Below are 20268 nucleotides of genomic sequence, written 5' to 3'. Positions count from 1 at the left end.
CGCCTGACTCGGGCGGAGTGGCGCACGGTGATCCTGTTCGGCCTGTGCCAGAACGCGCTTTACCTGGGCTTCAGCTGGGTCGCCATGCAATATGTCGAGGCCTCCGTCTCGGCCATCATCGCCTCGATGATGCCGCTGGTCGTCGCCTTCCTGGGCTGGCTGCTTTATGCCGAGCGGCTGCGCCCCATCGCCGTGGCCGGGCTGGTCGCAGGTGTGGCAGGGGTGACGCTGATCATGGGGGTGCGGCTCCAGCACGGGCTGGACGTGCCGGGGGTGATCCTGTGCCTGGTCGGCATGGTGGCGCTGACCTTCGCCACGCTGGCGGCGCGCGGCGCCGGCGGTAGCCGCAACATGATGATGCTCGTCGGCCTGCAAATGGCGGTCGGCGCTGCCCTGCTGCTGGTCCCGGCCGTGCTGATGGAATGGGGCCGCCCGGTGGAATGGAGCGCGGGCCTGGTCTGGGCCTTTGCCTATACGGTGATCGCGCCCGGTATCGGCGCGACCTGGCTGTGGTTCCGGCTGGTCAACCGCATCGGCGCGGTGCGGGCGGCGACCTTTCATTTCCTGTCGCCGATCTTCGGCGTCGCCATCGCCGCCGCGCTTCTGGGCGAGCGGTTCGGCGCCTCGGACGTGATCGGCGCGCTGATCGTGGCGGCGGGCATCCTGATGGTGCAACTGGCCAAGCTGCCCGCGGCGGCGCCTCAGCCGTCGATCTCTGCCGCCCGCGCCATCGAGGGCCGGGACTGAATCCGCTGCGTCCAGTCGTCGATGGCAGGGGTTCGCGGCATGCCTTCGCCGAAAAACAGGAAAGGGCTGGCGATCAGCAGGTCCGCGGCCGAGAAGCGGTCGCCCAGCAGCCAAGGCTGGTGCGTCAGCACCTCGTCCAGCCGTTGGATCACGGTGTCGTAGTCGCGAAAGGTTGCCTCCAGCGCCGGATGGCCGATCTTGAGGAAGTTCAGGATCGCCACCGGCTCCAGCACGCCCTGATACCAGCTGAGCCAGCTGAGATACTGGCCGCGCCCCGGATCGCCCGGCAGCGGGCCCAGCCCCGCCTCGGGGAACATGTCGGTCAGGTAAAGCATGATCGCGCCGCGCTCGCGGACGTGATCCGCGCCATCGACCAGATAGGGCACCTTGCCTTCGGGATGCGGGTTCGCCGGATCGCGGCCGCCCGAGCCGTCCTGGCGCGGGATGGTGACCCGGCGGATCTCGACCTTGTCGAAGATGCCCAGTTCGTCCAGCAGCACGAGAATGCTCGACGAGCGGCTTTTCGGGGCGTGATAAAGGGTCAGCATCTTGGCCTCCTGTGTTGACGGAGGCAGAATGGCGCGGGCCCCCTGACAGAAGGTGACAGCATGTCCCGCACCGACCGGCTGATGCGCCTGATGGATGCGCTACGCCGCCTGCCTGCGCCGGTGACCGCCGCGCGGCTGGCCGAGGAGACCGGCGTCTCGCGCCGCCAGCTTTACCGCGACATCGCCACGCTGCGCGCCGGCGGCGCGCTGATCGACGGCGAGGCGGGGCTGGGCTATGCGCTGACCGAGGACCCGGCCCTGCCGCCGCAAAGCTTTTCGCGGCTGGAGATCGAGGCGCTGCTGCTGGCCATCTCGGGCCTGCGCACGCTGGGCGATCCCGAACTGACCCGCGCGGGCGAGGATGCGCTGGCCCGCATCATCGCCACCCTGCCGGAAAGCCAGGGCCGCCATGCCATGCACACCACCATGCGGCTGTTCCGCGCGCCGGCCCAGCGTCCCAGCCCGCAGGTGGACATGGCGTTGCTGCGGGCGGCCCTGTGGGAGGAGCGCAGCCTGGTCATCGACTATCTCGACCTGCAAGACGCGGCCACGACGCGCGAGATCTGGCCGCTGGGCCTCAGCTATGGCGACAATCACATGATGCTGCTGGCGCATTGCAAGCTGCGGCAGGATTTCCGCACCTTCCATGTGCCGCGCATCCAGACCATGCGTCCGGGCGGCACCAGCTTTCGCCCGCGCCGCGTGGCCTTGGTGCGGGAATATGTCTCGCGGCCCTGCGCTACTCGGCCGCAATCGGGGTAAAGATCGCGGTGGCCCGGTCGCAGCGGTAATGCGCCAGGTGATCCGGCGCGCGTTCGGCCAGGTCGCAGACGGCATCCAGGATCGCCTCGACCTCGGCGCGCGAGGCCGCCCAGCACAGGTTCAGCCGCACGAAGCCGGGCTTCTCGATTTCGTCCCCGGCCAGGATCGCGGTGCGCAGCCGCGCCGAATCCTCGGACCCCAGCCCCAGCAGGTGATGGACATAGGGTCCGGCGCAGGCACAGCCGCCCCGTGCCTGCACGCCGTAAAGGTCCGACAGCATCCGCGTCGCGAGTTGCTGGTGGATGTATCCGCCCCGCCCGTCGCGGATGCGGAAGCTGAAGAAGGGCAGGCGCGGCGCATCCAGATTGCCCAGCAGCGCGATGCGCGGATGGTTCCGCAGCCGCGCCATCCCCAGCGCCAGCCATTCGGCATTGCGCGCGTCGATGGCGTCCTGCCCCACGGCGGCTTTGGTCAGGAAGACCAGAGCAGCGCGGATGTCGCCAATGACGTTCGGGGTGCCGCCTTCCTCGCGCGCCTCCAGCGACAGGGCATAGACGTGGGTTTCGGGCGAGACGAAGCGCACCGTGCCGCCGCCGGGCAGGGTGGGGCGGTCGGCCAGCACCGCGTCGCGGCGCAGGATGGTGATGCCCGAGGCGCCCGGCCCGCCGATGAACTTGTGCGGTGAGATCACCACCGCATCCATGCCCAGCCGCATGTCGATGGGCAGATAGGGCGCGCCGCCGGCAAAGTCCCAGACCGCTTTCGCGCCCGCCGCTTTCAGGATGCGCGTCACTCCTGCCACGTCGGTCAGCGTGCCGGTCACGTTCGAGGCGGCCGAGAAACTGCCGATCACCGGACCCTCGGCGCGGTCCAGCGCCGCGCGCAAAGCCGCCAGGTCCGGCCCGCCGGTCGCGGCCTCGGGGATCGTCACCACCTCGGCGCCGCTTTCGCGCCAGGGCAGGATGTTCGAATGATGCTCATAGGGGCCCAGCAGCACCGTGGTGCTCGGCCCGGTGGCCAGCAGATGCACCAGCCGGTTGATGCCCTGCGTCGCCCCCGCGCCGGTGAAGATCACCGCATGGTCGGCGCCGGCATGGGTGCACAACCCGATCGCCTCGCGCGCCGCGCGGCGCATCCGGGTCATCGTGCCGCCGCAATGGCTGGCCTCGGTATGGCTGTTGGCATACCAGGGCAGGACGTTTTCCATCACCCAGTCCTCGATGGGCCGCAGCGCCCGGCCCGAGGCGATGTAATCGGCATAGATCATCCGGCGCGGCCCGAAGGGGCCATGGATCACCGCGTCGCGGCCGATCACGCCGTCATGGATCACCTGCATCGGGTCGTCGCCCAGCCGGGCAAGATAGCTGTCGAAAGGCGGCATCGGGTTCCTCGTCGTCATGCACGCATCTTGACCTGCGTTCGGCGAGAAAACATTCTGTATATCGGCGAATAATCTGCTGATCGGTTGTCAAATGAACGATAGAACCTTTTCAATCGATGAAATCGACAACCGCCTTCTGGCGCTGCTGCAACGCGATGCCAGCCTGTCGCAGCGCGAGCTGGCCGAGCGGGTGGGCCTGTCGCAGAACGCCTGCTGGCGGCGGTTGCAGCGGCTGACCGAGGCCGGGGTGCTGCAAGGCAGCCGGGCGGTCATCGACGCCGCGGCGCTGGGGCTGGGGCTGACGGTGTTCGTCATGATCCGCACCCGCCATCACGACGACGCCTGGGCGCGGCGCTTCCGCGCGCGGATCGAGTCGCTGCCGCAGATCACCGAATTCCACCGCATCGGCGGCGAATGGGACTATATGGCCAAGGCGGTGGTGGGCGGCATGGCGGGCTATGACGCACTTTACAAGCGGCTGATCGCCGACATGGATCTGGAACGCGTCACCGGCGTTTTCTCGATGGAGACGATCTTCGAGGGCCGGCCGCTGGCGCCGGCTTGATTTTCACGAAATGTTCTACATCTTCGGGTCATGCGCGCCGATTCCATCCTGTTCCCGACCGAGGCCGGCCTTTTCTGCCCCGAGGGCGGCTTTCACATCGACCCGCTGCGTCCGGTTGAGCGCGCGCTGATCACCCACGGCCATTCCGACCATGCCCGCTTCGGCCATGGCGCGGTCATGGCCACGGCCGAGACGCTGGAGATCATGCGGCTGCGCATGGGCGACGGCTTCGCGGGCTCGACCCAAGTGGCCGAAGGGAAAACCCGCATCGGCGGCGTTACCGTGGGATTCCACCCGGCCGGGCATGTGCTGGGCTCCAGCCAGATCGCGGTCGAGGCCGGGGGCCGGCGCATCGTCGTCTCGGGCGATTATGCGCGCCAGCCGAACCCGACCTGCGCGCCCTTCGAGCCGGTGCCCTGCGACGTTTTCGTGACCGAGGCGACCTTCGGCCTGCCGGTGTTCCGCTTTCCCGATCCCGCAACACAGGTGGCCAAGCTGCTCTCCAGCATGGCGGCGTTTCCCGACCGTCCGCATCTGATCGGCGCCTATGCGCTGGGCAAGGCGCAGCATGTCATCGCGCTGATGCGCGAGGCCGGCTATGACGCGCCCATCGCCATCCATGGCGCGCTGAAGGCGCTGTGCGATTTCTATGCGGCCCGCGGCATCGATCTGGGCGCGCTGGTGCCGGCCACCGCCGAGGATGTCGCGGCGCAGCTGGTGATCGCGCCGCCCTCGGGTTTTGCCAGCCCCTGGGTGCAGCGATTCCGCGATCCGGTGATCGGCTTCGCCTCGGGCTGGATGGCGGTGCGGGCGCGGGCGCGGCAGCGCGGGGTCGAGCTGCCGCTGGTCATCAGCGATCATGTCGATTGGCCGGCGCTGACCAGCACACTGGCGGAACTGGCGCCCGCCGAGGTCTGGGTCACCCATGGCGCCGAGGACGGCGTGATGCGCTGGTGCGAATTGGCGCAGATCCCCGCCCGGCCGCTGCGGCTGGTCGGCTATGAGGACGAGGCGGAATGAAGGGTTTTGCCGCCCTGCTGGAACGGCTGGCCTTCACGCCGGCCCGCAACGCCAAGTTGCAGCTTTTGCAGCATTACCTGGAGCGCACCCCGGACCCGGATCGCGGCTGGGCCTTGGCGGCGCTGACCGGCGATCTGGAGCTGCGCCGGGTCACGCCCTCGCTTCTGCGCGGATTGGCGGCCGAGCGGGTGGACGGCGAACTTCTGGCGCTGAGCTATGATTTCGTCGGCGACCTGGCCGAGACCATCGCGCTGCTCTGGCCCGAGGGGGCCGAGGACGATCCCTCGTTGTCCCAGGCGGTGGCATTGTTGCAGGGCACCGGCAAGGCGGCGCTGCCCGGCGCCATCGCCGGGATGCTGGACCGGCTGGGCCCGTCCGAGCGGCTGGCCTTCCTGAAGCTCGCCACCGGCAACCTGCGCATCGGCGTCTCGGCCCGCATGGCGCGGATGGCATTGGCGGGGATGGGGGCGCCTTCGGTCCCCGAGATCGAGGAGATCTGGCATGGGCTGGTCCCGCCCTATGCGCCGCTGTTCGGCTGGCTGGGCGGCGGGGCGCGACCGGAAAGCGCGGCGCTGGCGCCGTTCCGGCCGGTGATGCTGTCCACGCCGACCGATCTGGACGAGTTGCATGGGCTGGATCCCCGCGACTATTTCGCGGAGTGGAAATGGGACGGCATCCGCGTGCAGGCGGTCAGCGAAGGCGGCATGCGGCGGCTGTATTCCCGCACCGGCGAGGACATCTCGCACGCCTTTCCCGATGTGATCGAGGCGATGGAGTTCGAGGGCAGCGCCGATGGCGAGCTGATCGTGCGGCGCGAGGGCGAGGTGGCGCCCTTCGGCGAGTTGCAGAAGCGGCTGAACCGCAAGACCGTCGGCAAGGGGCTGCTTGCCAGCCATCCGGCGGGGCTGCGGCTTTACGACCTGCTGCTGTGGGATGGCCGCGACCTGCGCGCCGAGCCGCTGGAGATGCGCCGCGCGGTGCTGGAAGCGGTGGATCTGGGCCCCCGCATCGACATCTCGCCGCTGCTGGACTTTGCCACATGGGACGATCTGGCGGCGCTGCGCGCCGACCCGCCCGCCGCGGTGATCGAGGGGGTGATGATCAAGCGCCGAGACAGCGCCTATGTCGCCGGCCGGCCGCGCGGGCCCTGGTTCAAGTGGAAGCGCGATCCCATGGTGGTCGATGCGGTGCTGATCTATGCGCAGCGCGGCCATGGCAAGCGTTCGGGCTTTCATTCCGATTTCACCTTCGGCCTGTGGGATGGCGGCGAGCTGGTGCCGGTCGGCAAGGCCTATTTCGGCTTCACCGATGCCGAGCTGCGCGAGCTGGACCGCTTCGTGCGCCAGAACACCGTCGAACGCTACGGGCCGGTGCGGGCGCTGGCGCCGAAACTGGTGGTCGAGGTGGCCTTCGAGGGGCTGAACCGCTCGACCCGGCACCGTTCCGGCGTGGCCATGCGCTTCCCCCGCATCAGCCGCATCCGCTGGGACAAGCCGGCGGCCGAGGCGGATCGGCTGGAAACGCTCGAGGCGATGCTGTGATCCTGCCGCCCGAGTTCCAGGACTGGTTCGCCCGCCAGGGCTGGCAGCCGCATCCGCATCAGCTGGCACTGCTGGTGGCGACCGGCGACAGCCTGCTGATCGCGCCGACCGGCGGCGGCAAGACGCTGGCGGGGTTCCTGCCTTCGCTGGTGGAGCTGGCGCAGGCGGCGCGGCCGGATGGGTATTTGGGCAACAGAGAAGCGGCGCAGGCCGGGCTGCATACGCTTTACGTCTCGCCGTTGAAGGCATTGACCGCCGATATCGGGCGTAACCTGGCCCGGCCGGTGGCGGATCTGGGACTGGGGGTGCGAGTCGAGGACCGGACCGGCGATACCGGCCAGACGCAGCGCCGGCGCCAGCGCGTCGATCCGCCCGAGATCCTGCTGACGACGCCGGAAAGCTTGGCCTTGATGCTGAGCTATCCCGAGGCGCCGGCGATCTTTGGCGGCCTGCGCCGGGTGGTGCTGGACGAGTTGCACGCGCTGGCGGAAAGCAAGCGCGGCGACCAGCTGATGCTGGGGCTGGCCCGGCTGCGGCGGCTTGCGCCCGGGCTGCGGGTCATCGGGCTGTCGGCGACGGTCGAGGCTCCGCAGGCTTTGGCGGGGTTCATGGCGGGCGCTGCTCCGGTCGCGGTGGTCGAGGCCGATCCCGGACCCGATCCCGACATCGCCATGCTGCCCACCGCCAAGCCCGCGCCATGGTCCGGCGGCGGCGGGCATTACGCCATCCCCGAGGTGCTGGAGGTGGTGAAAGGCGCCCGCACCACCATCATCTTCATCAATACCCGCGCGCAGGCGGAACTGTTCTTCCAGGCGCTCTGGGCCGAGAATGACGAGAACCTGCCCATCGGGCTGCACCATGGCAGCCTGGCGCGCGAGCAGCGGGCGCGGGTCGAGGCGGCGATGGCGGCGGGCGCATTGCGCGCCGTGGTCGCGACCGGCAGCCTGGACCTGGGCATCGACTGGGGCGCCGTCGATCTGGTGATCCAGGTCGGCGCGCCCAAGAACGTCAAGCGGCTGGTGCAGCGCATCGGGCGGGCGAACCATCGCTATAACGCGCCCTCGAAGGCGCGGATCGTGCCGGCGAACCGTTTCGAGCAGATCGAATGCGTCGCGGCGCTGGAGGCGGTGCGCGAACGCGACCTGGACGGCGACCCGCGCGGGCCGGGGCCGCTCGATGTGCTGTGCCAGCATATCCTTTTGACCGCCTGCGCTGCGCCCTTCGATGCCGATGCGCTTTATTCCGAGGTCGTCGCGGCCGGGCCCTATCGCGGGTTGACGCGGGCGGATTTCGATGCCTGCCTGGATTTCGCCGCGACCGGGGGCTATGCGCTGCGCGCCTATGACCGCTGGCAGCGGCTGGTGCTGCGGGGCGGGCTGTGGCAGCTGCGCGATCCGCGGGCGGCGAAGCTCTTGCGCATGAATGTCGGCACCATCGTCGAGGCCGAGATGATGAAGGTCCGGCTGCGCGGCCGCGGCGGCGCGCCCCTGGGCGAGGTCGAGGAGGCTTTCGCCGCCAGCCTGACCCCCGGCGACAGCTTCCTGATCGGCGGGCGCGTGGTACGCATGGACGCGATGCGCGAGATGGTGATCGAGGTGACGCCCGACCCGACGCAGCGGCCGAAGATCGCGGTCTATTCCGGCGTCAAGCTGGCGATGTCCACGCAGCTCTCGCATCGCGTGCTGGCGCTGATCGGCGATCCGGCGCGGCACGGTGCCTTGCCGGCGCAGACGCGGGAATGGCTGGGCTTGCAGGCCGAGGTCTCGGCCCTGCCGGAGCCGGGATTGCTGCTGTCGGAAAGCTTTCCTCATGCGGGCCTGTGGCATTTCGCGCTTTACGGCTTCGCCGGCCGCAACGCCTTGCAGACGCTGGGCCTGCTGTTGACCCGCGAGATGGAAGAGGAGGGGCTGGGTCCGCTGGGCTTCCTGTCCACCGATTACGCGCTGCTGGTCTGGTCGCTGGACCCGCTGCGCGATCCGGCGCCGCTGCTGGATCGGGCGCGGCTGCGGGCGGGACTGGGCGACTGGCTGGGCGGGAATGCGGTGATGAAGCGCACCTTCCGCAATACCGCCACCGTCGCCGGGCTGATCCAGCGCAACATGCCTGGCCAACGCAAGTCCGGGCGGCAGGCGACCTTTTCCAGCGACATCCTTTACGACACCTTGCGCAAATACGATCCCGGCCACCTGATGCTGCGCATCACCGCCGAGGAGGCAGGACGGGGGCTGGTCGATTTCGACCGGATCGAGGAGATGCTGGACCGCTCGCCCCGGCGCGAGCATCGGATTCTCGACCGGGTCTCGCCCATGGCCGCGCCCTTGCTGCTGGAGGTCGGCCAGGTGCCGATCCGCGGCGAGGGCCGCGAGCGGCTGGCGCTGATCGAGGCCGAGGCGCTGATGGCCGAGGCCGGGCTGGAAGGGATCGCATGAGCGGCTATGCTTTCGATTTCCACGGATTGCGGCTTGAGGCGCGGGCTTCGGGTGCGCTGTGGTGGGCCGAGGGCGCGGCGCTGGTCGTGGCCGACCTGCATCTGGGCAAGTCCGAGCGCATGGCCCGGCGCGGCGGTCCCTTGCTGCCGCCGTATGAGGGGCTGGCCACCCTGGAACGGTTGGCGGATGAGATCGCGGCGCTCGATCCGCGGGTGGTGATCAGCCTGGGCGACGGTTTCGACGATCTGGCGGCGGCCGAGGCGCTGGATCCGCTGGTGGCCGGTGCCTTGCGGCGCCTGGCGCGGGGGCGGGACTGGATCTGGATCGGCGGCAATCACGATCCCGGCGCACCGTCGAGCCTGCCGGGGCGGGCGGCGGACAGCCTGCTGCTGGGCCGTGTCACGCTGCGGCACGAGGCGGCGGAGGGTCCGGATGTCTCGGGACATTTCCACCCCGTCATACGGCTGGCCGGGGAACGCCGCCGCGCCTTTCTGCTGGGCGGCGATCACCTGCTGCTGCCGGCTTTCGGCGCCTATACCGGCGGGCTTTTGCATGACGATCCGGCGCTGGCGGCGCTGGTGCCGCAGGGGTTGGCCATCGCCTGCGGCGCCCGCGCCATTCCCCTGCCGCTGGGCCAGGGCCGCCGGCCGTGAAGGACGAAAAAGGGCCGCCTGAAGACGACCCTTTTCCGTCCGTGGAGCCGGATCAACCCGTTTGGATCAGAACTTGAAGTTCAGACCGAGTTTCACGTTGTGGTAGTCGGGGGTGGCTTGGGTCGTCGCCGCACCGTCGAGCTCGAACGTACGTGCGGTCTTGCCGAAATTGGCGTATTCATACTCGCCCGTCACCGACATGCGATCGCTGAACTTCTTTTCGACGCCGAGACCAACGATATAGCCGTTATTCTTGAAATCCCGGTTCTCGCTGACCGAACCGCCGCTGCCATCGGTGCCTGCGACCTTATACTCGACGTCGGCGCGCGCGATGCCGGCGATGCCATAGACCAGAAGATCGGGCCGCACCGAGTAGCCGGTCTTCAGGCGCAGCGCCAAGACGTTCTTGATCTTGGACGAGACATCGGTTGTGCCGCCAAGTTCATTGCTGAAGCTGAAGTTGTCTTCGATATTGCCGGCCTCGAAGCCAAGCTCGGGACCGAAGACCCAGCGATCCCTTTGCCAGCGATAGCCGATATGCACGCCGGCATTGGCACCGCTGAGTTCCAAGTCGCCGGCATCGCCCAGATATGTACCCGATTCGGTTTCAGTGAAGCCCACGCGGTCATCGCCGCCAAAGGCATAGCCCAGCGTCAGACCGGCATAGCCGCCGGCCCAGTCGCCGACCGGAGCGGTCTCGACGATCGGTGCCACGACGCCGGAGTCAACGACCGGGGGCGTGTAGCCGCCTGCATTCGCGGCCAGGGTCGAGGCAAGGGTCAGCGAAGCGGCGACCGCAGCGCCAAGAGGGGCGTTCACACAAACAGCGCACATGTTCACATCTCCTATGCGTGGTGATGCCGAGTGCATAAACCGGGCACCAGAGTTGAATAACAGCTAAACCTGCATCCGATGGGCTGCAAGAAGCTCATTGCGGCCGAGACATTCTGTCACGGATAAGCGACATGATGGCAACAATAAACCATAGGTTGTATAAAAATTTGGCGATTCGCCTATGGGGATATGAGGCCAGCGCGGTTCAAATGTCCAGGTTTTCAACGCTCAGGGCGTTCTGCTGGATGAAATCGCGCCGCGGCTCGACCACATCGCCCATCAGCTTGGTAAAGATGTCGTCCGCCTCGCTCAGATCCTCGATGCGCACCTGCAACATGGTCCGCGCCGCCGGGTCCAGCGTGGTTTCCCAGAGCTGCTCGGGGTTCATCTCGCCCAAGCCCTTGTAGCGTTGCAGCGACAGGCCCTTTTCTCCCTCCAGGAAGATGGAATGCAGCAGGCCCATCGGGCCGTGGATCGGGATGCCGCGATCCTTGCGGATGAGCTGCGCGGTCTGGCCATAGACCTCGCGCAGCGCATCGGTCATGGCGCCCAGCCGCCGGCTTTCGGCGCTGCGCAGCATCGGGCCGTCCAGGGTGCGGCTTTCCTCGACCCCGCGCAACAGCCGGGTCAGGCGGATGCCGGCATCCTGGGTCGGGCGGCCGCTCCAGCCGCGCTCATATTCCTCGGCGATCATGTCCAGCCGCTGCGCCACGGCATTCGCCACGCCCTGCGCATCGGCATCGACGCGGCCCTGCACCAGCGCGCCGGCAATGGCGGCCTGTTCGGTGATATGCGCCGGGTAATGCGTCGGATAGGCGCGCAGGACGCGGCGCACGACGCGCGCCTCCTCGACCACGCGGGCCAGGTCGGCGCCGGAGATCTGCTCGCCACTGCCCAGTTTCAGGCTCGCCCCCTCTATGCCCTGCTCGATCAGGTAATCCTCAAGCGCCGCCTCGTCCTTCAGATAGACCTCCGAGCGGCCGCGGCTGACCTTGTAGAGCGGCGGCTGGGCGATATAGAGATGCCCCGCCTCGATCAGTTCCGGCATCTGCCGGAAGAAGAAGGTCAGCAGCAGGGTGCGGATATGCGCGCCGTCCACGTCGGCATCGGTCATGATGACGATCTTGTGGTAGCGCAGCTTGTCCAGGTTGAACTCGTCCCGGCCGATGCCGGTCCCCAGCGCGGTGATCAGCGTGCCGATCTGGTCGCTCGACAGCATCCGGTCGAATCGTGCCCGCTCCACGTTCAGGATCTTGCCGCGCAGCGGCAGCACCGCCTGGTTCTGGCGCGACCGGCCCTGCTTGGCCGAGCCGCCGGCCGAGTCGCCCTCGACGATGAACAGCTCGGACAGTGCCGGGTCCTTCTCCTGGCAATCGGCCAGCTTGCCGGGCAGGCTGGCCACGTCCATCGCGGTCTTGCGCCGGGTCAGCTCGCGCGCCTTGCGCGCCGCCTCGCGGGCCAGCGCCGCCTCGACGATCTTGCCGAGGATCGACTTGGCCTCGGCCGGGTTTTCCTCGAACCATTCGGCCAGCTTCTCGCCGACCAGCCCCTCGACCGTCGGGCGCACCTCGGACGAGACCAGCTTGTCCTTGGTCTGGCTGGAGAATTTCGGGTCCGGCACCTTCACGGACAGCACGCAGGTCAGCCCCTCGCGCGCGTCGTCGCCGGTGAAATCGACCTTTTCCTTGCGGACCTGGGCATTGGTCTGGGCGTAGTTGTTGATCACCCGGGTCAGCGCGCCGCGGAAACCGGCCAGATGCGTGCCGCCGTCGCGCTGCGGGATGTTGTTGGTGAAAGGCAGCACCGTCTCGTGATAGCTGTCGTTCCACCACATCGCCACCTCGATGCCGATGCCGCCGCGCTCGCCGGTGATGAAGATCGGCTCGGCCATGACCGGGGTTTTCGAGCGGTCGATGAACTTCACGAATTCCCGCACGCCGCCTTCATAGTAAAGCTCGGTCCGCAGCGGTTCGGCATGGCGCTCATCCTCCAGGATGATGCGCACGCCCGAGTTCAGGAACGCGAGTTCCCGCAGCCGGTTCTCCAGCACCTTGTAGCTGAAATCGCGGTTCGAGAAGGTGCCGTCCGGCCGGTCCTCCTTGGAGGACGCCAGGAAGCGCACCTCGGTGCCCTTCTCGCCCGCCGGGGCCTCGCCGACGACGCGCAGATGCTCGACCGTGTCGCCATTTTCGAAGCGGGCGTAATGTTCCTTGCCATTGCGCCAGATGCGCAGCTCCAGCCAGTCCGACAGCGCGTTGACCACCGAGACGCCGACGCCGTGCAACCCGCCCGAGACCTTGTAGCTGTTCTGGTCGAACTTGCCGCCGGCATGCAGCTGGGTCATGATGACCTCGGCCGCCGAGACGCCCTCGGTCGGGTGCATGTCCACCGGAATGCCGCGGCCGTTATCGCGCACCGAGACGCTGCTATCGGCATGGATCTTGACGCGCACGAAATCGGCATGACCGGCCAGCGCCTCGTCGATGCCGTTGTCCACGACCTCATAGACCATGTGATGCAGGCCCGAGCCGTCATCGGTATCGCCGATATACATGCCGGGGCGCTTGCGCACCGCTTCCAGGCCCTTGAGAACCTTGATGGAATCGGCGCCGTAATCGGAGGTCTGGGGGGCGGGTTCGGTCATTGTCTTCTTATCCTGCCTTGGACCCGCATCTTATAGTGTGTGCTGGACGGAATGTCACGGGAAAGCCACAAGATTTAGGGGCTCGCGACCCCCCGTCGCCCGGCCGAGCCGGCAGGGCCGCGCAGGCGACCGTTTTCCGTCGCAAGGGCCGGACTTTTCCGCTCCCCGAATACTCATGCAGCTGGTCCGGCCGGGCCAATGCAGGGCCAATCCCTTCCGGCTTTCACCGTTTCCCAAATACTCATTTCACCCCGGTTCAGGCCAGGCCCGGCTCGTCCAGCAGGGTCCGGCCGTCGCGGCTCTCGATCTCGATCACCCACAGGTCGGGATCGCGGGCGATGTTGCGGGCGATCTCGGCGTCGACCTCGGGCTCCGCGGCCTCGTTCAGTGGCAGCCAGATCCGCCGGTCGGTCTCGAAATCCCATTCCCGGATCCACAGGCTGGCGCGTCCGTCCAGCGTGGCGCATTTCACCATCACGCTGCCTGCGGTATCGTCGCCGTGCCGGGTGACATAGGCCGGGATGTCGGCCAGCCCCAGCCGGCGCAGATAGGCCGCGACCCAGATGCCGGCGGCAAGCCGTGGCTCAGGCATCGCCGTCGCGGAAATCGAGGCCCATCTCGTTATAGCGCTCGGCCTCGTCCAGCCAGTTCTCGCGCACCTTCACCTGCAGGAACAGATGGACGGGGCGGCCCATGAACTCGGCCAGCTCGGCCCGGGCCGCCTGGCCCACGGCCTTGATCGTCTCGCCGCCCTTGCCCAGCACGATGCCCTTGTGGCCCGGGCGGGCGACATAGACGATCTGGTCGACGCGGGCGGAACCGTCCTTGCGCTCCTCCCATTTCTCCGTCTCGACCGTCAGCTGATAGGGGATCTCCTCGTGCAGGCGCAGGGTCAGCTTTTCGCGGGTGATTTCGGCGGCGATCATGCGCATCGGCAGGTCTGCCACCTGATCCTCGGGATAGAGCCAGGGCCCCTCGGGCACTTCCTGAGCCAGCCATTCCAGCAGGTCGTCGCAGCCATAGCCCTTTTCGGCCGAGATCATGAAGGTGCGGGTAAAGTCGAAACCCGCGTTGAGCTGCTGCGACAGCGCCAGCAGCGCCTCGGACTTCACCCGGTCGATCTTGTTGATGACCAGCGCCACCGGGGTCTGGCCGGCATGGTCGCGCAGGTTGTCGATGATCGCCTGCGCGCCGTCGGTCAGCCCGCGATGCGCCTCGATCAAGAGCAGGATCACGTCGGCATCCGCCGCGCCGCCCCAGGCCGCCTTGACCATGCTGCGGTCCAGCCGCCGGCGCGGGCGAAAGATGCCGGGCGTGTCGACGAACACGATCTGGCTGGCCCCCGCCATGGCGATGCCGCGGATGCGGGCGCGGGTGGTCTGCACCTTGTGGGTCACGATCGAGACCTTGGCCCCGACCATCCGGTTCAACAGGGTGGATTTCCCGGCATTCGGCTCGCCGATCAGGGCGACGAAGCCCGCGCGTGTCTGGGTCATGGCGTTCTTTCGATTTGTTCCAGCATCGCGGCGGCGGCCGCCTGTTCGATGCTGCGTTTGGTGCCCTTGCCGCGGGCCGCGGCCTCGCGGCCGTCGTCCAGCCGGACGGTGATCTCGAATTCCGGCGCGTGGTCGGGACCGCTGCGCGCGGTCTGGAGATAGCGCGGCGGGCTCATGCCCTGCGCCTGCGCCCATTCCTGAAGCGCGGTCTTGGCGTCGCGGGCGTCGCTTTCGACATTGGCCAGCCGGTCGGCCCAGAGCCTCAGCACCACCTTGCGCGCCGTCTCGAAGCCGGCATCCAGATAGACGGCGGCGATCACCGCCTCCATCGCATCGGCCAGCAGCGCCTCCTTGCGCCGCCCGCCCGACATCATCTCGGAGCGGCCAAGCTTCAGCACTTCGCCCAGCCCGATCTCGCGGGCGATGGCGGCGCAGGTCTCGCCCTTGACCAGCGCGTTGTAGCGGGGCGCCAGCTGGCCCTCGGTGGCGGCGCGGTCGGCCGAGAACAGCGCCTCGGCCATGGTCAGGCCCAGCACCCGGTCGCCCAGGAATTCCAGCCGCTGGTTGTCGGGCCGGGTGGTGCTGGCGATCGAGCCATGCGTCAGCGCGCGGCGCAACAGGTCGGGGCGCGAGAATTCATGCCCCAGCCGTTCCGAGAATGCGCGCAGGTCTGCGGAAATCTTCATGTTCCGATCCTGCCACGGCGCGGGGCGCCGCGGCAATCTTCCCTTAGTCCACGGCCTTCAGGAACCGGTCCGGCCGCCAGGTCCAGAAATACAGGAGCGACTTGCCGGCCGAGGAGAACATGATCCGGTCGGCGCGGCCGATCAGGTATTCCGCCGGCACCATGCCGACGCCGCCCACCGCCGCCGGCCAGCGCGAGTCGCCCGAATTGTCGCGGTTGTCGCCCAGGAAGAAGTAATTCCCCTCGGGCACGGTGAATTCGGCCGTGTTGTCGCCCGGGCCGTTGTCGAAGATGTTCAGCACGTCATGCGTCAGCCCGTTCGGCAGCGTCTCGGCATAGCGGTCCTTTTCGCAGGCGCCGCCCTCGGGCACCGGCTCGTTGCGGCATTTCGGCAGGCTTTGCTGCGGACCCTGCGGCGCATAGGGTTCGGTGAAGGTGCCGGCGGGCTGTTGCGGCACTTCCTGCCCGTTGATCCAGAGCACGCCGTTCTTCATCTGGATGCGGTCGCCGGGCAGGCCGATCACCCGCTTGATGAAATCGTCGCCCCGGGTGGGGTGGCGGAAGACCACGACATCGCCGCGCTCGGGTTCCGAGCCGAGGATGCGCCCCGAGATCGGGCACAGCGCGAAGGGGCAGGACACCCGCGAATAGCCATAGGCCATCTTGTTCACGAACAGGAAATCGCCGATCAGCAGCGTGTCCTTCATGCTGCCCGAGGGGATCCAGAACGGCTGGAAGAACAGGGTGCGGAACACCCCCGCGATCACCAGCGCCCAGAAGATGGTCTTGACGGTTTCCCAGATGCCCCCATCCTTGCGGGCTACGCTTTTCGCCATGGATGCCATTCCCTTCATCGGCAAGTCGCGCGTTCATGGGGTGCCGGGGACGGCAAAGTCAAGCCGTGCCCGTCCTCACGCCGTCGTCTTCACGCGGTCGGGAAGCGCCTCGATCACCACGAAGGCCTGTGCCCAGGGATGGTCGTCGGTCAGCGTCACATGCACATGCGCGCGATGGCCGGGCGGCGTCATCGCCGCCAGCCGCTCGGCCGCCCAGCCGGTCAGTTCCATGGTCGGCTGGCCGCCGCGCAGGTTCCTGACCGCCATGTCGCGCCAGGCGATGCCCATGGCGAGCCCGGTTCCCAACGCCTTGGAGCAGGCCTCCTTGGCCGCCCAGCGTTTGGCCAGCGTCGCGGCCTCGTGTCGGCGGCGGGCGGCCAGCGCCAGCTCGGTCTCGGTGAACACCCGCCGGCGGAAGCGGTCGCCGTGGCGTTCCAGAACCCCGGCGATGCGGTCGATGTTGCAGAGGTCCGAGCCTATGCCGAGAATCATGCGCCTGGCGGGTCCTGTCGTGACATGGGTATTTGGGCAACGGAGAAATCAGAAGCGGGCGGCGTCCATGCGGCGGCGCATCTCGCGGATCGCCGGGCCGAGGCCCAGGAAGACCGATTCGGCGATCAGGAAATGGCCGATGTTCAACTCGCGCAGTTCGGGGATGGCGGCGACGGGGCCGACCGTGTCGAAGGTCAGGCCGTGGCCGGCATGGACCTCGAGCCCCAGAAGATGGGCCTGGGCCGCGGCCCTGCGCAGCGCTTCCAGTTCCAGGTCGCGTTCGGGCAGCCGCCCTTCGGTGTCGAGGTCGCAATAGGCGCCGGTATGCAGTTCGACCACGGCCGCGCCGATGCGGGCGGCCGCCTCGATCTGCGGCGCCTCATGGCCGATGAACAGCGAGACCCGGCAGCCCGCCTCGCGCAGCGGCGCGATGAAATCGGCAAGGAAGGCTTCGTTTCCGGCCACGTCGAGTCCGCCCTCGGTGGTGCGCTCCTCGCGCTTTTCGGGGACGATGCAGACGGCATGCGGGCGGTGGCGCAGCGCGATGGCCTGCATTTCCGCCGTCGCGGCCATTTCCAGGTTCAGCGGCAATTTCAGCGCCTGCATCAGCCGGTCGATATCCGCGTCCGAGATATGGCGGCGGTCCTCGCGCAGATGGGCGGTGATGCCGTCGGCGCCGGCCTCCTCGGCCAGTTCCGCCGCGCGCACCGGGTCGGGCCAGGGCGTGCCGCGGGCGTTGCGGATGGTGGCGACGTGGTCGATGTTGACGCCGAGGCGCAGCATGGTTTTCCCCTTGTGGATTCTAGCGGCAGGTTAGAGCTTTGCCGGCGCAAGTCCAGATCCGGCCACCCACCAGCCGGGATTGGCCCCGGCGATACGGGCGCGGGCGGCCTCGGCCTCGGCCGCGCTGGCGAAAAGCCCGAAGCAGGTCGCGCCCGAGCCCGACATGCGGACAAGCTCTGCGCCTTCTGCGCGGATCGCTGCCAGGCAGCCGGCGATTTCCGGCATCAGCGCCATGGCCGGCGCTTCCAGATCGTTGCGGCAGTCATGCAGGAAGGCGATCAGCGCCTGCGCGTCGGCGAAATCGGGCAGCGGCTCGGGCATGGGCGGATTGTCGCGCCGTTCCAGGGCCTTGAACACGGCGGGGGTCGGCAGGCCGCGTCCCGGATTGACCAGCAGCACATGGAGCGGCGGCAGGGCGGGCAGCGGCGTCAGGATCTCGCCCAGCCCCTGCATCCGCACCGGCCGGCCGGCGAGGCAGGCGGGCACGTCGGCACCCAGGGATTCCAGCCGCTCGGGCCGCGAGTCGAGCGCGCGCAGCACCGCCGCCGCATCGGCCGAGCCGCCGCCGATGCCCGAAGCCACCGGCAGGTTCTTCTCCAGGGTGATCCGCGCCTCGCATCCCGCCAGCCGCGCGGCGCGCAGGCAGAGATTGTCGGGCTCAGCCGCGAGCCCCTGCGCGAAGGGGCCGGTCAGGCTGAGCGACAGCGGCCCCGGCGCGACCGTCACCACATCGCCCAGTTCCAGGAACACCACCAGCGAATCGAGCCGGTGATAGCCGTCCGGGCGGCGGCCGGTCACATGCAGGGTCAGGTTCAGCTTGGCGGGCGCCGCCTCGCGCCGGGGCAGGGGCATGGATCAATCGACCTTGGCGGGTTCCGGGGCGCGCGCCTCGGGCAGCTTGCCGCCATTGGCCTTTTCCTCCTCCAGCACCGCATTCAGGCCGCGCTCCAGCTTGGCGCGGATGCGGCGGGTCTCGGCCTCGGTTTCCGGCTTCAGCGACAGGGCGCGGTGCCACTGGATCTCGGCCTCGCGCTTGCGGCCGACCATCCAGTAGATGTCGCCCATATGGTCGTTGACCAGCGAATCGCCCGGCATGGCCGCCACGGCGCGCTCCATCGGCGCCACGGCCTCGGCGTAGCGGCCGAGGCGGAAATAGGCCCAGGCCAGCGAGTCGAGGATATAGCCGTCATCCGGCCGCAGCTCGACCGCGCGCTGGATCAGCCTCAGGGCCTCGTCCAGTTTTTCGTTGCGGTCCACCAGGCTGTAGCCCAGATAGTTCAGCACCTGCGCCGAATCGGGGCGGATCTCCAGCGCGGTGCGGAAATCTGCCTCGGCCTTGGGGAACTGTCCCGAGCGTTCCAGGGCGATGCCGCGGGCATAGAGCGGGAACCAACGCACCTCCGGGTTCTTGTCGCCGATCAGGCTCAGCGCCTTGTCATAGGCCGGAACCGCCTGGCTGAACTTGTCCTGCTGGCGCAGCATGTCACCAAGCGCGATCCAGCCCTGGGCCAGTTCGGGATGGGCGGCGGTCAGCGCCAGCGCGGCCTTTTCGGCATCGTCCAGCCGCTCGGCGCGGGCCAGGGCGTCGATGCGCGACAGTTCGGCGACGGGGCGCATGTCGCCGAGCTCGCGCAGGGCCTCGAATTCGCGCTCGGCCAGGTCGAACTGACCGAAGCCCTGCAAGAGCTGCGCCGCCAGAAGCCGCGCCTCGCCCAAGTCGGGGGCCAGGTATTCGGCCAGCCGGGCATGGATCAGCGCCAGCGGGTCGGGTTCCTCGCTGGTGGCCAGCACCGAGCCGAAGGTCAGGAACACCTGCGCCATGCCGTCGGCCGGCCCGCGCAGCGAATCGAAGGGCAGCGTCTCGCCCTGCGCCATGCGGTCGCGCAGCGCCATCAGATAGGGCTCTTCGGCGAAGCCGGGCACCGCCTCGAGCATGGCGATGGCATCGCGGTTGCGTTCCAGCTGCGACAGCACCTGGGCGCGGGCGATGACGCCCAGGATATGCGCCCCGGTGGCCGGATCGGCCAGCAGCAGCTCGGCGCCCTCGAAATCGCCGACCCGCGCCTTGGCGAGCGCGAGGTGATAGTTCACCATCGGCCCCGCTCCGCGCAACTCGGCCAGTTTCTTGAAGGCGGTCAGCGACTCGCCGGCCTTTCCGGCGCCCAGCAGCGCCCAGGCGCGCATCATGCCGTCGATCAGCATGCCGCCGCCGGGGCCGCCGGCATCGGCTTCGGGCGAGGGCGCGGCGTCGATGACCTCGATCAGCGCGTCCCAGCGCCCGGCGCGGGCCATCTCGGCGCGCTGCACCAGCCGCGCCAGTTCCGTGGCGCGGCCCTGGTCGGACATGGTGCCGGAAAGCGCGGCGGCGCGCTCCATCTCTCCGGCCGAGATCAGCGCGACCAGCGCGCTGTCTTGCAGGAAGGGGTCGCTGTCGTCATGGGCCAGCGCCTGGAGGTAATAGCGGGCGGCTATGGAATAGTCGTTCTGGATCGCGGCCATGCGCGCGGCGAGATAGGGGCCGGAGAGGCCGCGAATCTCGGGCGCCGGATCGGCAGGCCGATGCGCTGGCCGGTCGCTGTTCTTGTGCTGTGGCCTTTCGGCCTGGGCGAGGGCGGGTGCAGCCGTGGCTGTGCCTTGCAGCATCGGCAGCGGCAGGGCGGTCAGCGCGATCAGCGCCAGCGGGATCAGTCTTGTCGTCACGGCTCTGGCCCATGTCTCGATTGCGCCAGCGACCCTAGCCGCCGCAGCGCCGCTGGGCAACGCTGCGGCCGGTGCGGCGTGCTCCCTTGCGATCACATATTCGGGTAGTTGGGCCCGTCTCCGCCCTGGGGCGTGGTCCAGTTGATGTTCTG

Annotated in this window: 20 protein-coding genes; 7 read left to right on the top strand and 13 right to left on the bottom strand. The window is 68.6% G+C overall.

Annotation, left to right across the window (positions count from 1 at the left end; translation table 11 throughout):
- The coding region (locus AQY21_RS05405) for a DMT family transporter (RefSeq protein WP_058096755.1) at positions 1-747 on the top strand (747 nt) is incomplete at its 5' end.
- Here AQY21_RS05405 and AQY21_RS05400 read toward each other — a convergent pair.
- A complete protein-coding gene (locus AQY21_RS05400) occupies positions 702-1295 on the bottom strand; it encodes a glutathione S-transferase family protein (protein WP_058096754.1) in 594 nt (197 codons plus the stop codon). The genes AQY21_RS05405 and AQY21_RS05400 overlap by 46 nt on opposite strands.
- 60 nt (positions 1296-1355) lie before the next feature.
- Here AQY21_RS05400 and AQY21_RS05395 point away from each other — a divergent pair, with 60 nt between their 5' ends.
- The gene (locus AQY21_RS05395) at positions 1356-2057 is read left to right on the top strand and encodes a YafY family protein (RefSeq protein WP_058096753.1); all 702 of its coding nucleotides are present in this window, start codon (positions 1356-1358) and stop codon (positions 2055-2057) included.
- Here the strand turns inward: AQY21_RS05395 and AQY21_RS05390 are convergent.
- Positions 2035-3456, bottom strand: a complete 1422-nt coding sequence (locus AQY21_RS05390) for an aminotransferase class V-fold PLP-dependent enzyme (protein ID WP_058096752.1) — start codon at positions 3454-3456, stop codon at positions 2035-2037. The two genes, AQY21_RS05395 and AQY21_RS05390, sit on opposite strands and share 23 nt — an antisense overlap.
- A gap of 73 nt (positions 3457-3529) precedes the next feature.
- Between AQY21_RS05390 and AQY21_RS05385 the strand changes: the two genes are divergently transcribed.
- Genes AQY21_RS05385 through pdeM form a run of 5 tightly spaced genes read left to right on the top strand, consistent with a single transcriptional unit; the run spans position 3530 to position 9646 of the window.
- The gene (locus AQY21_RS05385; RefSeq protein WP_058096751.1) at positions 3530-4003 is read left to right on the top strand and encodes an Lrp/AsnC family transcriptional regulator; all 474 of its coding nucleotides are present in this window, start codon (positions 3530-3532) and stop codon (positions 4001-4003) included.
- Positions 4004-4033: 30 nt separating this feature from the next.
- On the top strand, positions 4034-5023 hold the full coding sequence (locus AQY21_RS05380) for a ligase-associated DNA damage response exonuclease (protein WP_058096750.1): 990 nt from the start codon (positions 4034-4036) through the stop codon (positions 5021-5023).
- Positions 5020-6564, top strand: coding sequence for a cisplatin damage response ATP-dependent DNA ligase (locus AQY21_RS05375; RefSeq protein WP_058096749.1), 1545 nt, complete (start codon positions 5020-5022; stop codon positions 6562-6564). The genes AQY21_RS05380 and AQY21_RS05375 overlap by 4 nt, the downstream gene beginning before the upstream one ends.
- Complete coding sequence (locus AQY21_RS05370; protein WP_058096748.1) at positions 6561-8993, top strand: ligase-associated DNA damage response DEXH box helicase; 2433 nt, start codon at positions 6561-6563, stop codon at positions 8991-8993. Before AQY21_RS05375 ends, AQY21_RS05370 begins: the two co-directional genes overlap by 4 nt.
- On the top strand, positions 8990-9646 hold the full coding sequence (gene pdeM / locus AQY21_RS05365) for a ligase-associated DNA damage response endonuclease PdeM (protein WP_058096747.1): 657 nt from the start codon (positions 8990-8992) through the stop codon (positions 9644-9646). The genes AQY21_RS05370 and pdeM overlap by 4 nt, the downstream gene beginning before the upstream one ends.
- A gap of 66 nt (positions 9647-9712) precedes the next feature.
- Here the strand turns inward: pdeM and AQY21_RS05360 are convergent, their stop codons facing one another.
- The 11 genes from AQY21_RS05360 to AQY21_RS30155 form a co-directional block, all read right to left on the bottom strand.
- On the bottom strand, positions 9713-10465 hold the full coding sequence (locus AQY21_RS05360; RefSeq protein WP_238986696.1) for an outer membrane protein: 753 nt from the start codon (positions 10463-10465) through the stop codon (positions 9713-9715).
- Positions 10466-10685: 220 nt separating this feature from the next.
- Positions 10686-13124 (bottom strand): DNA topoisomerase (ATP-hydrolyzing) subunit B, encoded by a 2439-nt coding sequence (gyrB, locus tag AQY21_RS05355; protein WP_058096745.1) that lies wholly within the window; start codon positions 13122-13124, stop codon positions 10686-10688.
- A 256-nt stretch (positions 13125-13380) separates the two neighbouring features.
- Positions 13381-13716 carry a DUF1491 family protein gene (locus tag AQY21_RS05350; protein WP_058096744.1) on the bottom strand — a complete coding sequence of 112 codons (336 nt, stop codon included), beginning with the start codon at positions 13714-13716 and terminating at the stop codon, positions 13381-13383.
- Positions 13709-14620, bottom strand: coding sequence for a GTPase Era (gene era / locus AQY21_RS05345; protein ID WP_058096743.1), 912 nt, complete (start codon positions 14618-14620; stop codon positions 13709-13711). The genes AQY21_RS05350 and era overlap by 8 nt, the downstream gene beginning before the upstream one ends.
- Positions 14617-15306 carry a ribonuclease III gene (gene rnc, locus AQY21_RS05340; protein WP_058096742.1) on the bottom strand — a complete coding sequence of 230 codons (690 nt, stop codon included), beginning with the start codon at positions 15304-15306 and terminating at the stop codon, positions 14617-14619. Before rnc ends, era begins: the two co-directional genes overlap by 4 nt.
- Before the next feature lie 43 nt (positions 15307-15349).
- Positions 15350-16150 carry a signal peptidase I gene (gene lepB, locus AQY21_RS05335; RefSeq protein ID WP_058096741.1) on the bottom strand — a complete coding sequence of 267 codons (801 nt, stop codon included), beginning with the start codon at positions 16148-16150 and terminating at the stop codon, positions 15350-15352.
- A 66-nt stretch (positions 16151-16216) separates the two neighbouring features.
- The gene (gene acpS / locus AQY21_RS05330; RefSeq protein WP_058096740.1) at positions 16217-16633 is read right to left on the bottom strand and encodes a holo-ACP synthase; all 417 of its coding nucleotides are present in this window, start codon (positions 16631-16633) and stop codon (positions 16217-16219) included.
- Between the two features lie 48 nt (positions 16634-16681).
- Positions 16682-17416: a pyridoxine 5'-phosphate synthase gene (locus tag AQY21_RS05325; RefSeq protein WP_058096739.1), complete on the bottom strand. Its 735-nt coding sequence runs from the start codon at positions 17414-17416 to the stop codon at positions 16682-16684.
- Positions 17417-17446: 30 nt separating this feature from the next.
- Positions 17447-18268, bottom strand: coding sequence for a 4-(cytidine 5'-diphospho)-2-C-methyl-D-erythritol kinase (locus AQY21_RS05320; RefSeq protein ID WP_058096738.1), 822 nt, complete (start codon positions 18266-18268; stop codon positions 17447-17449).
- 3 nt (positions 18269-18271) lie between these two features.
- Positions 18272-20116 (bottom strand): tetratricopeptide repeat protein, encoded by a 1845-nt coding sequence (locus AQY21_RS05315; protein WP_238986695.1) that lies wholly within the window; start codon positions 20114-20116, stop codon positions 18272-18274.
- 92 nt (positions 20117-20208) lie between these two features.
- A partial coding sequence (locus AQY21_RS30155) for a 4Fe-4S dicluster domain-containing protein (RefSeq protein ID WP_152988117.1) occupies positions 20209-20268 on the bottom strand: 60 nt, incomplete at its 5' end.

This window comes from Paracoccus sp. MKU1, from assembly GCF_001447385.1.
GTDB lineage: Bacteria > Pseudomonadota > Alphaproteobacteria > Rhodobacterales > Rhodobacteraceae > Paracoccus.
This window is presented reverse-complemented; position numbering and strand designations above follow the sequence as displayed.